The 13087-nt window shown below is 66.2% G+C and carries 12 protein-coding genes; 4 read left to right on the top strand and 8 right to left on the bottom strand.

All coding sequences use genetic code 11. The annotated features are described in order from the left end of the window. The 3 genes from AB0366_RS21585 to AB0366_RS21575 form a co-directional block, all read right to left on the bottom strand. Window positions 1-1644 carry an alpha-(1->6)-mannopyranosyltransferase A gene (locus tag AB0366_RS21585; RefSeq protein WP_183130130.1) on the bottom strand — a complete coding sequence of 548 codons (1644 nt, stop codon included), beginning with the start codon at window positions 1642-1644 and terminating at the stop codon, window positions 1-3. A 157-nt stretch (window positions 1645-1801) separates the two neighbouring features. Then, window positions 1802-3385 carry a phytoene desaturase family protein gene (crtI, locus tag AB0366_RS21580; RefSeq protein ID WP_366245742.1) on the bottom strand — a complete coding sequence of 528 codons (1584 nt, stop codon included), beginning with the start codon at window positions 3383-3385 and terminating at the stop codon, window positions 1802-1804. Between the two features lie 11 nt (window positions 3386-3396). Further along, window positions 3397-4455: a polyprenyl synthetase family protein gene (locus AB0366_RS21575; protein ID WP_366245741.1), complete on the bottom strand. Its 1059-nt coding sequence runs from the start codon at window positions 4453-4455 to the stop codon at window positions 3397-3399. Window positions 4456-4704: 249 nt separating this feature from the next. Between AB0366_RS21575 and metF the strand changes: the two genes are divergently transcribed. Continuing rightward, the gene (metF, locus tag AB0366_RS21570) at window positions 4705-5631 is read left to right on the top strand and encodes a methylenetetrahydrofolate reductase [NAD(P)H] (protein WP_366245773.1); all 927 of its coding nucleotides are present in this window, start codon (window positions 4705-4707) and stop codon (window positions 5629-5631) included. A gap of 6 nt (window positions 5632-5637) precedes the next feature. Here metF and AB0366_RS21565 read toward each other — a convergent pair whose 3' ends face one another. From AB0366_RS21565 to AB0366_RS21545, 5 genes are read right to left on the bottom strand one after another with little or no spacing between them, the layout of a single operon-like run. Beyond that, on the bottom strand, window positions 5638-6783 hold the full coding sequence (locus AB0366_RS21565) for a glycosyltransferase (protein WP_366245740.1): 1146 nt from the start codon (window positions 6781-6783) through the stop codon (window positions 5638-5640). 20 nt (window positions 6784-6803) lie between these two features. Continuing rightward, window positions 6804-7559: a DUF3153 domain-containing protein gene (locus AB0366_RS21560; RefSeq protein WP_366245739.1), complete on the bottom strand. Its 756-nt coding sequence runs from the start codon at window positions 7557-7559 to the stop codon at window positions 6804-6806. 10 nt (window positions 7560-7569) lie between these two features. Then, entirely contained in the window at window positions 7570-8391 is an 822-nt protein-coding gene (locus AB0366_RS21555; RefSeq protein ID WP_366245738.1) for a carotenoid biosynthesis protein, read from the bottom strand. Further along, entirely contained in the window at window positions 8388-9995 is a 1608-nt protein-coding gene (locus tag AB0366_RS21550) for an NAD(P)/FAD-dependent oxidoreductase (RefSeq protein WP_366245737.1), read from the bottom strand. The genes AB0366_RS21555 and AB0366_RS21550 overlap by 4 nt, the downstream gene beginning before the upstream one ends. Before the next feature lie 4 nt (window positions 9996-9999). Continuing rightward, the gene (locus AB0366_RS21545; RefSeq protein WP_121872353.1) at window positions 10000-10617 is read right to left on the bottom strand and encodes a GNAT family N-acetyltransferase; all 618 of its coding nucleotides are present in this window, start codon (window positions 10615-10617) and stop codon (window positions 10000-10002) included. A gap of 196 nt (window positions 10618-10813) precedes the next feature. On the opposite strand from AB0366_RS21545, the gene AB0366_RS21540 reads away from it, so the two are divergent. The 3 genes from AB0366_RS21540 (at window position 10814) to mraZ (ending at window position 12874) form a co-directional block, all read left to right on the top strand. After that, window positions 10814-11269 carry an SAV_6107 family HEPN domain-containing protein gene (locus tag AB0366_RS21540; protein ID WP_366245736.1) on the top strand — a complete coding sequence of 152 codons (456 nt, stop codon included), beginning with the start codon at window positions 10814-10816 and terminating at the stop codon, window positions 11267-11269. Window positions 11270-11496: 227 nt separating this feature from the next. Continuing rightward, window positions 11497-11934, top strand: coding sequence for a DUF3040 domain-containing protein (locus tag AB0366_RS21535; RefSeq protein WP_121872354.1), 438 nt, complete (start codon window positions 11497-11499; stop codon window positions 11932-11934). Between the two features lie 508 nt (window positions 11935-12442). Next, the gene (mraZ, locus tag AB0366_RS21530) at window positions 12443-12874 is read left to right on the top strand and encodes a division/cell wall cluster transcriptional repressor MraZ (RefSeq protein ID WP_027497352.1); all 432 of its coding nucleotides are present in this window, start codon (window positions 12443-12445) and stop codon (window positions 12872-12874) included. The last annotated feature ends 213 nt before the right edge of the window (window positions 12875-13087 follow it).

The raw sequence follows: 13087 nt of genomic DNA, 5'->3' as shown, positions 1-13087 counted from the left end.
TCATGACGTGGATTCGTCTCCGGTCGGTTCCGTTGCTGGGGTCTTGGGTGCGTTCGGCACGGCACGGTGTTCCCTGGATCGGTCCGATCGTAAACGCAGCGGATCGACGCGCGTCAGAGCCAGAGCTGCGACGACCGCGGCGAAGATCGCCAGTGCGACGTGTCCGAACGTGTACAGGCCGATCGATCCGTCGGGTTGGAAGACGAGCATGAGCCACGTCGACAGACCCGTCAGGATCATCAGGGTCGTGCGCGAGAGTGCGAAGCCTGCGGCGATCGCCAGTGGCCACGAGTAGTACCAGGGCAGGGCTGCGGGGGAGAGGACGACGGTGGCGACCAGGGCGATCAGGATGCCCTTGACTGCATCGCGTTCGGATCTGCGGCCCAACCACCAGGCCGCCGCAAGAACGACCACCAGTGCGATCGCGCACAGCAGACGGGTGACATCCAGAACGGGTCCGAGGCGAAGATCGAGGAACCACGAGGTGCTGACGGTCACCAGGTGCGCCAGGATCGTGGGCAGCGAGAGCCAATTGATGATCTTTGCCGATCCGGAAAGCGCCGTCAGCCAACCGATTCCGACTCCGGCGATCACCGATGCCACGACGAACACGGCGACGAAGACGGCGGCACCGATACCTGCGGTCTTGATGAATGCGAGGCCGGGCGACATCGGCGTTCGACCCTCCGCCCGCGCCTTCTCGCGCAGATGGAGCATCCAGATCCACACCAGGAAAGGCAGCGCCAGGCCTGCTGTGGCCTTGATCGCCACCGCGATCGCAACCAGTGCGATGCCGCCCACGTGTCGATGTTCGAGCGTCAGCACGATCCCCGCGGTCATCAGGCCCACCATGAGTAACTCGTTGTGCACTCCGCCGATCAGGTGGATCAGAACCAGAGGGTTGAGTACGGCGAGCCACACCGCGGTGGTCGCTCGGCCGCCGAGGTGCTTCGCCAGCCGCGGAACCGCCCACATCATCAGGGCCAGGCCGGGCAACATCGTCAGGCGCAGCAGCATGGTTCCGGCGATGACGTTGTCACCGGTGAGGCTGGTGATTCCGCGAGCGAGCAGTAGGAACAACGGACCGTACGGCGCAGTGGTCGTGGTCCACACATTGCTGACGTTGTCGAGTAGAACTCCCGGATTGGCAACGGGGCCAACGGCATACGGGTCGAATCCGTCGCGGAGCAGAGCGCCCTGCGCCAGGTAGGAGTACGCGTCGCGGCTGAACATCGGCACCGACAGCAGCAGTGGTGCGGTCCATGCCGGGACGATCCAGCGCAGTTCGCCAACCGTGGTGCGGCCGTGCAGGGTCGCGCGTCCGAGTCGAACCCAGGCGGTGATCATCAGCAGTACGCCGACCCAGACGATGATGGTCGAGAGTACGAATCCGTGGCCGAATCGCAGCCACGACAGGTGCATCTCCTCGAGCAACGGATCGCGTCGGCGCACGCTGCCCGCACCGAATCCGCCGAACACGATGCAGACGGCACCGACCACACCGAGCAGTGCGGCCTTGCCCTCGGGACTGCGCAGGAAATTGCCCGTTGCGGTCAGTCTCGACGGTCGTCGCGAAGCCGAGGACGGGGGGTCGCCGTCCGACGATCGATCCTCGGAGGTGGAGTGCGACGAAATCGAAGACATTGCCGCCTGCTCCTCCTCTGCAACGAGTTGTGGGTCGAGATCTGTACGCCGGCCGCTGGTTCACGCCGATCACCGAACGATCATGGTCGCAGCAATGAGCGCGACCGGCAAACGATCGCGCTCAGCTTAGTTGGTCGACGCAGTGAATCGAACGAACCTACCGTCCCGTGCGCCCCGTCACCCGCTCTGCGGCGAGCTTTCCCGACACCAGAACCGTGGGAACGCCCACTCCGGGCGTCGTGCCCGAGCCGGCGAGAACCACGTTGTCGAGCCCGGCGACCATGTTCTTGCGTCGGAACGGCCCGGTCTGCCGAAACACGTGGGCGGACGAGAACGGAGAACCCTCGATCATGCCCTTGCGTGCCCAGGTCTCGGGTGTGTCGATGTGGTCGAGCGTGAATCCGTCGAGCAGGCCCTTGTATCCGCGAGCCTCCAGAGTCGTCAGGATTTCACGGAGGTACGGCTGCGCCAGCTCGTTCCACGGCAGTGGAGCGCTGTCGAGATTGGGGCACGGTGCGAGGATGGACACCGGCTCGCTGCGGACTCCGCCGCGCACCACTTCGAGATCGGGATCGCTCACCGACGGTCGGGTTATCAGCAGGGACGGATCGGCCATCAAGGATCCCTTGCCCGATCGTGCGGTGATGCGGCGGAAGGTCTCGGCCCATTCGTCGCCGAAGTCGATGGTGTGGTGCGCGCGAGCGGGCCACGTCTCCGTCAGCTCTACGGGAACGGTTCCGTGCGCGACGACCGCCGACGGCGAGACGACGCCGTAACCGTTGCGTCGGCCCTTCTTCGATACCGACGCCCGGTCGAGGAGTCGATCGACGACGGGCAGGTCTGCGGTGAGAACGAGTGCGTCGCAGGCGATTCGGCTGCCGGCTGCAGTGATCACGGAGTCGGTACGACCTCGATCGACGGTGATGTCGACGATCTCGGTGCCGAGTTCGAGTGTGCCGCCCGCGGTGACGAACGCGTCGGCCATCGCCCTGGCGATGGCTGCCATGCCGCCTTCGGGGAAGAACACCCCGAGGGAGGTGTCCATGTGCGCGATGGCTCCGTAGACCGCGAGGGCCTTCTGGGGTGCCATGCCTGCGTAGAGCGCCTGGAACGTGAACACGCGGCGCAGGCGGGTGTCCTTCAGGAACTTGTCGACGCGTGGGCCGAGGCGGCCGAAGCCGCCCAGTTTCGTCAGCGTCGCGGTGTCGGAGATCGCGGCTTTCGATCCCACGAGATCGAGCGGTGAATCGAAGTTCGAGTCGATGAAGCGGTCGAACTCGGCGTCGAATATGTCGGCGAGCCAACGCCGCAGTTCGCGATATCCCTGCGCCTCGGCTGGACCACAGGTGCGTTCGACCTCGGCCGCCATCGCCTCGGGATCGGAGTAGACGTCGATGGACGTGCCGTCGGCGTAGCGCGTGTGATAGGACGGCGACAGCGTGGTCAGCCGAATCGGCGGCGTGGTCGACTCGAAGTCGGCACCCACGGCGGCGAGCGCCTCGAGCACCAGGTTCGGCATCGTGAGCACGCTTGCGCCGTTGTCGATGTCGTACAGGTGCGATCCATCGGCGTCCGATACCGGGTACACCCCGACGCGGCCGCCCACGGTCCCGTCGCGCTCGACGATGGTGACTTTCCTGCCTGCTCCCAGCAGATGCAGACCGGCGGCCAGGCCTGCCAATCCGGCTCCCACGACGACGACGGTGTCGGTGGTGCCGGAGACCGTGCGGATCGAAGACATGACGCTCTCTTTCAGTACTGCCGTTGGATGGCGGCGGTTGCCATGGCGCGCAGGTGCGCGGCAGCGACCGGTTCGATCGAACTGTTGTCGAGGGCTGCGACGGCCCGGGTCCCGAGCTCGTCGATCTGCTTCTCGACCGCGTCCACCGCGCCGAGTTCGACGAGGATGGAACGGATGTCGGCCACTTCGTTAGCGTCGAGTTCGGTTCCGAGACTGGCCCGGATCGTGGCTGCACGATCCGGCCGGGTCTCGTCCGCTCTCTGCAGTGCCAGCGCGATCAGCACGGTGCGTTTGCCCTCGGTAATGTCGTCTCCCGACGGTTTGCCGGTCACCTCGGGATCGCCGAACACTCCGAGGAGGTCGTCGCGCAGTTGGAACGCGATTCCGATGTCTGCACCGAAGTTGCGGTAGGCCGAGATCAGGTTCTCGTCGGCATCGGCGAGGGCTGCACCGAGATGCAGTGGCCGCTCGACGGTGTAGGCAGCGGTCTTGTAGCGGTTCACGCGCATTGCAGCGGCGACACTTTCGTCGGTACCTGCCTCGGCTTCGATGTCGAGCAACTGGCCGCCGAGAACCTCTGTGCGCATAGCCGACCACACCGGCTGGACTCGCCGCGCGGCATCGGCGTCGATGCCCGACTCGCGCAGTAGATCGTCGGCCCAACACAGGGCGAGATCGCCGACGAGGATCGCTGCCGATTCGCCGAAATGGTCCGCGCAGCCGGACCAGCCCGCCTCCCGGTGCCGCTGAGCGAAGCCGACGTGCACGGTCGGGAAACCGCGTCGTGTGCTGGACGAGTCGATGATGTCGTCGTGGATCAGGGCGCAGGCCTGGATCAGTTCGAGCGCCGAGCACGCCCGCAGCACTGACTCCGCGCGGGCACCGGTGGATTCACCGCCTGCGCCGAGCCACGCGGTCCAGGCGAACGCGGGACGCATGCGCTTGCCGCCGCGAAGCACGAACGCCTCGAGGTCGGCCACCGCGGCGGGATAGCCGCCGCCGACGGTGTCGACGACCTCTCTGCGTGAGGCGAAGAACTCGGCGAGCGTCGCGTCGACCGCCGTGCGCATCGCCTTCGGGTCGTTCGCGGCGGCGGGGGTGTCGACTACGGGCGAAGAAAAGTCTCCGGACAGGACGATCCTCCAAGGTTGCTGTGGATTGCGTGGACCTACGATTCCCACAGTAATAGCCGTGGAAACCCTGGACCGACGTCCAGCGAACATCTTTCGTCAGGGAGGCCCGACGGGCTTCGGTGGGGCGCAACCTATGATCTTCGGGTGAGCGAAGAATCCGTCAGGGGGCGGTCGAGTCGAGGATTCGTGACGAGAACGCCGTCCATCGTCGACCGGCTACGGACAGAACCCGAGGCCAGGATCCCGTTCTCGGTGGAGTTCTCGCCTCCACGAGACGCGGCCGCCGAGGCCAGGCTGTGGCGGGCGGTTCGTGAGTTCGAACAACTTCAACCCGCATTCGTGTCGATGACCTACGGCGCGGGCGGCTCCACCCGCGATCGGACGGTGCGCGTCACCGGGCAGATCGCCGAGGAGACCACCCTTCTTCCTGTGGCGCATCTCACTGCCGTCTCGCACAGTGTGGACGAACTCCGATCCATGGTCGGGTCGTACGCGGACCGCGGCATCACCAACATTCTCGTGCTGCGCGGAGATCCCCCCGGAGATCCACTCGGCGACTGGGAGAAGCATCCGGACGGCGTCGAGTACGCGGAGGAGCTCGTCCGGCTTGTGCGCGATCTCGGCGACTTTCACGTCGGCGTGGCGTCGTTCCCCGAAGGACACCACCGCGCCGCCGACCTCGAGCAGGACACCCGATGCCTGGTCGGCAAGTTGCGGGCGGGGGCGGAGTACTCGATCACCCAGATGTTCTTCGATGTGGACGACTACCTGCGCCTACGGGATCGCGTGTGTGCGTTCGACGCCGAGCAGGGTGCCAAGCCGATCATTCCCGAGATCATGCCCATCACCTCGCTTCGGTCGGTTCGCCGGATGCTCGAGCTCTCGGGTACGACGCTCCCGTCGCACCTGGACGAGAAGTTCACTCGCGCAGCGGGGTTCGGTCCCGAAGAGGACCGCGCCGCCGTTCGAGAGGTGGGCATCGAACTCGCGACGAACATCGGCGAGCGCTTGATCTCCGAGGGTGCGCCCGGACTGCACTTCATCACTTTGAACTTCGCGCGCGCGACGCGTGAGGTGCTGAGCAACCTGGGGCTTGCGGCCGCGCGAGTGTGAGACGGGTCAGGTGTGCGGCGCGGGCATCGGGCGGGACTTCCACGACAGCGAGCCGCGACGCCTGCGCACATGGGATTCCGCCACGAGTCCGACGAACGCGAAAATCGACACCGGGTGCAGTGCAGCGTCGACGGCGTCGCCCACCCCGAACCGCGATCCCACCTCGCGCCGCCGCACGGCCACCCGCGACCCTGCCCCCGCGAGGTAGCCGGCCCAGCCGAGGCGACGCGCAGAACCCGAGCCGGTGAGCGCCGCGACCGGTGGCAACACGTATACGGCGGTCAGTGCCAGGGCCGCCGCAGTCGAACCGGCCGGTCCACCGAACTCGTTCCACAGCCACCTGCTGTACCCGGACCGCAACTCCGCGGCCGAGCGGTACATCCGGCAGCGGACGAACCCCGCACCCGACGCCACCGCCGTCGAAAAACCCCGCCGACGCAGAGCGCGTGCCAGATCCAGGTCCTCGGTTGCGCTCGCCGCAACGCAGCCGTGGCCTCCGACGGCGCGATAGGCAGCGGCGTCGAACGCCATGAACTGCCCGCAGGCGACCGCCATCGACGGTGCGAGCGTCGCGTTGCCCAGAGGTACGGGAAGCGTGGACATCCACGACCACGCGAGCAGGGGCTGGACGAGTCGCTCGACGGTGCTCTCGGCCAGTTGCTCCGGCCACGGGCACAGCAGCGAGGCGCCGCGCCGTCGCAGCATCCGGGCCGCCGCCGCCACGGCCTCCGGTTCCAGTCGCACATCGGCATCGACGAACACGATCAGCGACGTCATCGTGTCGTCCTCGTCGGCCAGTCTCGCGAGCTCGGCGCACGCTGCGGCCTTGCCGGTCCAGCCGGCCGGGGGAGCGGCACCGGAGGTCACGACGCGAATCCTCGGATCACCGTTCGCAGCCGCGCGGGCAGCGGACGCCGTTCCGTCGGTCGAGTCGTCGTCGAGGACGATGACTCGCAGATCTGTGCACGATCGTTGCTGCGCGAGATCGCCGATCAGCGCAGGAAGCGTCGCGACCTCGTTGCGGGCGGGAATGCAGACGACGACGCGCTCGGTGACGTCCTGCTCCGGAGATCGCAGGCTCGGCATGAACCGAGAGTTGAACACCGATACCGCGGCCGACGCCGTCGCGAGGACGGTTGCGGTCTCCGTCATTCGCGCGAGCAGGCGGTCTCTCACACAGACGTTCTGTCGCTGGAGCTTCCGGACTCGGTTCCGCGCGCCCCGCGGCCCCGCAGCGGTGGGTTGCGCGACACCCAGGCCATGGCCCCGACGATTGCTGCGACGCCGACGGTCACGCCGCCCACGATGCCGGCCCAGCCGGCGAAGCTTCGGGTGTTGGGATCGGGATAGTTGACCTCGGCGCGCATCGAGGTGACCTCGCCTGCCGGCAACTTCCACGAGATCGAGTTGTCGCTCTCGCGAGTGCCGTTGGTGGTGCCGATGCGGGCCGGGAACGCGATGGTGAACTGTACGTCCGAGCCTTGAACCGGAACGGAGGACAGATCGGCGTTGCCTGCCAGAGTGACGGTGTCACCCGAGCGCTGCAGCGTCAGCTGGAACGATCCGGCCGCGTTCTGGAAGATCGAGCCGAGGGTCTGCACGTCGCCGAACGAGAGATCGTCGAAGATCGCCTGCGACCCGACGTATCCGTCCTGGTTGTACGGCTCGACGCGAACCTTGTCCTCGATCGAGGAGGGAACCACCAGTTCCGGGCCGGTGTCGGAGTCCGAAGTCGGCACATTGGCAGCCACGATCTGACCTGCGACACGGTCGTTCGCCGACACGCCCATCGTGACCTGCACGCGCAGGCAACCGGCCAGCAACGGCGCGACCAGCAGCGCCAGTGCGACCACCGAGAGAACACGGCGGCGGTGGGTTCGATGAGATGTTCGCGATGTCGACTGCACAGCGACATCGTGCCAGGGCATCGAGGTGCTGTCAGTCAGCAGGGGTTGTCAGCGAGGCGCGTCGGGCATTCCACCACAGGCGGGCATTCCACAACAGGGGTATGCCGACGACGCCCATGACGACGAACCCGTACACCGCCGAGTAGCGAAGCTCCGGACCGTCGAGGAATACCGCGTGCGCGAGCGCCGACCCGAGCCACGTCCACAGGAACAAGCCGATGGGCACCGCGTCGTTGGACGGCCGTGGGCGACCGACGGCGCGGTCGAGCGATTCCATCACCGCAGCCATCAGCGTGGCCACCACCAGCCAGCCGAGGTAGTTGGTCAACGGAATCGACGGCACTCCTGGTAGCCCGACGGAACCGGCGGTCCAGGTCCACTGTCCGTCGGTGACCATCTGTGGATCGAGGTAGAGGTCCCAGCCGACCATCCCCACTGCCACCGCCACGATTCGGAGTGCGGTGGCGCGCGCCTGCGTCGTGTCGAGACGTCCGACGACGAAGGTCACTGCGCACCAGATCGGGTAAAACCCCGCCGTCCAGGCCAGGGGAACCACGACAGGCACCTCGAACAGGCTCGGGCCCAAGCGATTCTGCGCGTAGAAGTACTCGCCGAACGGGATGCCGGTGGCCGTGCCGACGAGTTCGGATGCGAACCCGGTTCCGGCGGTCACGACGACGAGAATGGTGGCCCACACGACACCGCGGTTCAGCGCCGCGTGCAGGATCGACGCGAGCGCGAGCAGCGCCACCACCGCCACCGTCACTGCGTCCCTCGTCGACCCCGACACCAGTGGGTAGACGATCTGGCAGCCGACAGCAGCGGCCGCGACGACGATCGGAACGACCTTCATTCCCGTTTCCTTCCGAAGAACGTGCGACGGCGGGCTGCGCGGGCGTCGGCAATCGCGATTCGCGCCGCCGACCGACCACTGGCCGCAGTGACTCCTCCGCCGGGGTGGGTCGATGCGCCGGTGAGATAGAGCCGGTCGGCACCGGGGACCCGATGCCCGGCCAGTTGAGGATGCGGCCGCCACATCATCATCTGGTCCAACGACATGTCCAGGTGCATGATGTTGCCTCCGATCAGACCGAGCTCACGCTCGATGTCCGGCGGCGATTGAACGAACCGATCCAACACCGATGCCGCGAAACCGGGTGCGTACCGGTCCAGTTCGGCGACGATCCGATCCGCCTCGAACTCGGCCAACGAGCGCTCGCCCGGGACGTTCGATCGCCACTGTCTGCCGTCGGCGAGGGTGTGGGGATGCCACTGCGACCACAGTGAGATCTGGTGCTGTCCCGGCGGCGCGATGGTGGGATCGAGTGCGCTGAAGGACATCCCCAGCACAGCCGGGGTGGGCGGCAGGTCGCCGGCCAGCGCGTGCCCGTGCGCCAACCGCAACTGGCTGCGGTCGCGTACCAGCAGCGCCAGACCATGGGTGCCGTCCTCGATCCGGTCGGCGCTCGGGTACGTCGGTAGGGCGTCGGTGGCCAGCCTGACCGCGGTACCTATTCCTGGCCCAACCCGAATCGTGCTGCGCCACCGCGCGATCTGCGCCGAGTCGTGTCCGCCGGCTTCGAGAAGGTCGAGGGTGGTCACGATGTGGCAACCGGCCACGACGATGCGGCTGTCTATCTCCCGTCCCGACGCGGTCCTGGTGGTCCAGCCGTGCGGTCGGCGTACGAGCGAGGTCACGGCGTCGTCGAGTGTCAGTTCGGCACCGTCGCGCTGCAGCCGAGCGATCATCGCCTCGGTCAGTGCGCCACTGCCGCCGACCGCGCGGCCCGGCGGAAGGGTGTGCATGAGGGCAGCGAAGCCGACCATCGGAGCGGTACCCGGCTCGGACATCGGCGGACCCGACTGTGCGCCGAACCAGGCGAGCGCGGCCTTGAGTCGTTCGCTCGAGAACATCTCGTCCAGCAGGGAATCGCCGGTGGCAAGAAATTCACGCGAGAGCATGCTGCCGCCGTCGGGCGCGCCGAGGCCCCAGAAGGATCGGAGCAGTTTCGGGCCGGTGGGTGGCCCACCGAACGCACGCATGGTGCGTTCGCTGCGGGGACCCCACACGGAGACGAAGGTGCGGTAGGCGCGCGCGTCGGCTGCGCCGCAGGCGGCCGCGATGGAGTCGCAGGTTCGGTCGAGGTTGCGGTGGAAGACGATGCCGCGTTCGTCGGTGTCGACGGCTCCGGGCGCGAACGCCCAGGGATCGCAGTCGATGTAGCGAAGTCCGAACTCGGCGAGTCCGAGCTCCTCGATGATGCCGGTGTGCCGAATCATGATGTGCGCCGACGAACCACGGTCGACCCGGTGGCCGGGAAAGCGCTCCACCGTCGAGACCGCGCCACCCGCGACGGAGTCGCGCTCGAGAACCTCCACCGACATACCGGCATCGGTCAGGTAACAGGCAGAGGTCAGGGCATTGTGGCCGGAGCCCACCACCACAGCATCGATCACATCTTCAGGCTACTGGCCCGTCGAGGGGCAACCGGCGGCCCAGGACGGCGAAGGGGCGTCGGTCGCCGGCGAAGGTGAAGTCGCGCAGCACGTCTGCGAAGCCGAGCCGCCGGTACAGCCGCCAGGCTCGGTTGTCCTCTTCCGCCACCTCGGGTGTGGACAACATCACTTTGTCCGCGGAGACGCCGCCCAGCAGTCGGCTGCACAGTCGTCCGCCGAGGCCGTGCCCCTGAGCGCTCGGGAGGACGTGCAACTCGGTGAGTTCGAAGTAGTCGCCGAGGGTGGCTTCGACGCTGTGCGGAGAATGCCCCGTGCGCCGCAATCCCTCGCGAACCTGTTGATGCCACCACTGGTGCGCGGCACCGTGATAGCCGTAGGCGACGGCCACCAGAGAATCGGGCTGTGTCGGGTCGGTGTTCGGCAGCAGCGCACCGACTGCTCGCCAGCCCGGCCGGTGCAGGTGTTCGCTCCACATCGGGGCTCTGCTCTGTTCGGTTCCGCGCGGATAGCCCATGGCCTCGACGTAGATGGACAGTGCCTCGAACAGCCGCTGGCGGAATTCCGGGGGCGTCAGATCGACCAGGTACGGCGTTGTCTGCGCATCGGTGACGACTGTTCTCAACCTTTCTTCGGCAACTTGTCGGTGGGCACGGCTATATTGAATGTGTCGAACGGGTGTTCGACAATCGGGGCCGAGTGCACCGGTGGCTTCGGCTCGGATCGTCGAGTCGGATTCTCCGGAGTTCGACTGTAAGGCTTCGCCACGGTTCCGGCCGCGCCAGGTGCGCGCCGGAGATTCGAACTGGAGGTGTTCGAGTATGACGATCACGAAGGCATTCGATGCCGGAGTGCGGTCGCCGGTGTCGCGTCAGGCTCAGGTTCTGCTGGGCCGGGCCGATGCTCTGCTGTCCGAGTCCATCGGGGAGAGCGATGCCGGAGATCGATTTCTCGGCAGCTATGCCGCCGCACTGAAAGGCGCGGCAGCTGTGTTGGCGTCGTTGCCGAATTCGATCGGAGCGCGTCCTCGTTCACGCAGTGCTTGGGTGTTGATGGCAAAGGCGGCACCGGATCTCGCTGTCTGGGCCGACTATTTCGCGTCCTTCTCGGCCACCCGGGCGGCGGTCGAGGCCGGTGCGTCGAGCACGATCGCCGATCTCGATTCCGACGATTTCCATCGCCACGTCGGTCGTTTTCTGAACTCGGTCGAGGATCGACTCGGCGGGCAGGCTCGATTCGCGTCCGTAGATCCGATGACGGCACCCTTGTCGGCGTAGCTCACCGAGCTGGACTCCAGGTGACAATCGCCACGTCATACGGTGTTCGCTGGAAGTTTTCGGGACGTGCGTCTCGAAAACTTCGGTGTTTCTCAGGAACACATCGACCGAGTAGGTGGTAAGCGGCCGATTCAGCTCGTATCATCGACAGTAGGTAGCCGCCAAGGTCAGCTTCCCGTCGTTTCGCAACCGAAATGACCTTCAATATCTGTGCAGGGGGAGGTACCGTGCCACTCTCCGAGCACGAGCAGCGCATGCTCGATCAAATCGAGAGCGCTCTCTACGCCGAGGATCCCAAATTCGCGTCTCATGTGAGGGGCGGTCGCGTACGCGCGGCGTCGAGCAGGAGGCGCTTTCAGGCTGCCGCGCTGTTCGTAGTGGGACTCGTGTTGCTCGTCGCCGGTGTTGCATTGTCGACGAACAGTCTGGCTTTTCTCGTCGTCAGTCTCATCGGCTTTTTGTTCATGTTCGGTGCCGGGGCACTGTTCCTGTTCGGCGGTTCCGACAAGGGAGCCGCAGCGTCGCAGGACGAAGGCAGCACAGCCAACGATGCTGCCGAAACGTCCGGGCGTAGTACCGGGCAGAAATCGAAGGGTGGTCGCAAGGGCGGCAGCTTCACCTCTCGCATGGAAGATCGGTTCCGTAAGAGGTTCGAGCAGGACTGAGTCGACCGGGTTTCACCGAACCGACCCATACCGGCTCGTCTCCACAACTTCACGCGTCAACGTAGAACAGCATCTCACCTTCGGGTGAGGTGCTGTTGTCGTTTCTGCCCTGGAGCAGACGCCGCTCGATCGCCCGCAGCCCTCCGCTCCGCGTCGAGGGCCGGCTCGACTGTCCCCGCACGGGAGTTCTGGGATGCCGCGCCCCACTTCGACCCACTTCCCCCACTTCTCCCCACCTGGGCCCCACTGGAGGGCTGAGTTCGAGCGTCGCTCACCACTCCACGTGCTGAGCTGCTGCTCAGGCCGATGCGGTGCTGGACTCGTGATTCGTGGCCTCCGAACGGAAGCTGCGACGTCGCCCGCGGCATCGCCGTCGAAAGTATCGATCTTCTGCTCTTGACCAGCACAGATATCGGATTCTCCAAAGTTTTCCGGCCGTGGATGGTTCGAAGTGGGGGAGAGTGGGGTAAAGTGGTCCGCAGCGGAGAGTCGAGGCTGGAGGTGGCGAGTGTTTCTCGGTACCTACACGCCGAAGCTCGACGACAAGGGTCGACTCACGTTGCCGGCCAAGTTTCGGGACGCGCTTGCAGGAGGGGTCATGGTGAGCAAGGGGCAGGATTTCAGCCTCGCTGTCTACACCGCGGCCGACTTCGCGGAGCGCTCTCGGAAGTTGACGGCGGCTTCTCGTGCCAACCCCAAAGCCCGTGCCTACGTTCGCCAGTTCTTTTCGGGAACCGACGAACAGCGGCCGGACGGACAGGGTCGAATCACCATCAGTCCCGAGCATCGCCGCTATGCGGGGCTCGAACGAAACTGCGTGGTGATCGGTTCGATGGATTTCATCGAGATCTGGAACGACGAAGCGTGGGCGCGCTACTCCGCTGAGAACGAGCAGGATTTCTCCGACGCTTTCGACGAGTCCCTCGGAGGGATCTTGTAGCCCGACCAGGTCGCCTGCGAGTGCAGCGAGGCCTCTGCCCGATCAGAACCCTGACGTTCTTCCCCAACGCCAGGTTTCGCAGATCAGGACCCTGACGTTCTTCCCCAACGCCAGGTTCCCTATCGGACAGGGACCTCGATGCATTCGCACCGGCTTCGGTGGGCGACCCGCACGGCCCGGACCCGGGCGAGAAGTACGTACGCGCGACCGGGA

Origin of the sequence: Rhodococcus sp. NPDC076796 (assembly GCF_040702765.1) — a bacterium.
GTDB lineage: Bacteria > Actinomycetota > Actinomycetes > Mycobacteriales > Mycobacteriaceae > Rhodococcoides.
This window is presented reverse-complemented; position numbering and strand designations above follow the sequence as displayed.

What these genes read in the sequence shown, in the direction of transcription:
- AB0366_RS21585 (WP_183130130.1), bottom strand. Translation starts at nt 1,644, where the DNA reads ATGTCTTCGATTTCGTCGCACTCCACCTCCGAGGATCGATCGTCGGAC.
- crtI (WP_366245742.1), bottom strand. Translation starts at nt 3,385, where the DNA reads ATGTCTTCGATCCGCACGGTCTCCGGCACCACCGACACCGTCGTCGTC.
- AB0366_RS21575 (WP_366245741.1), bottom strand. Translation starts at nt 4,455, where the DNA reads ATGCGCACGGCGGTCGACGCGACGCTCGCCGAGTTCTTCGCCTCACGC.
- AB0366_RS21565 (WP_366245740.1), bottom strand. Translation starts at nt 6,783, where the DNA reads ATGACGGAGACCGCAACCGTCCTCGCGACGGCGTCGGCCGCGGTATCG.
- AB0366_RS21560 (WP_366245739.1), bottom strand. Translation starts at nt 7,559, where the DNA reads ATGCCCTGGCACGATGTCGCTGTGCAGTCGACATCGCGAACATCTCAT.
- AB0366_RS21555 (WP_366245738.1), bottom strand. Translation starts at nt 8,391, where the DNA reads ATGAAGGTCGTTCCGATCGTCGTCGCGGCCGCTGCTGTCGGCTGCCAG.
- AB0366_RS21540 (WP_366245736.1), top strand. Translation starts at nt 10,814, where the DNA reads ATGACGATCACGAAGGCATTCGATGCCGGAGTGCGGTCGCCGGTGTCG.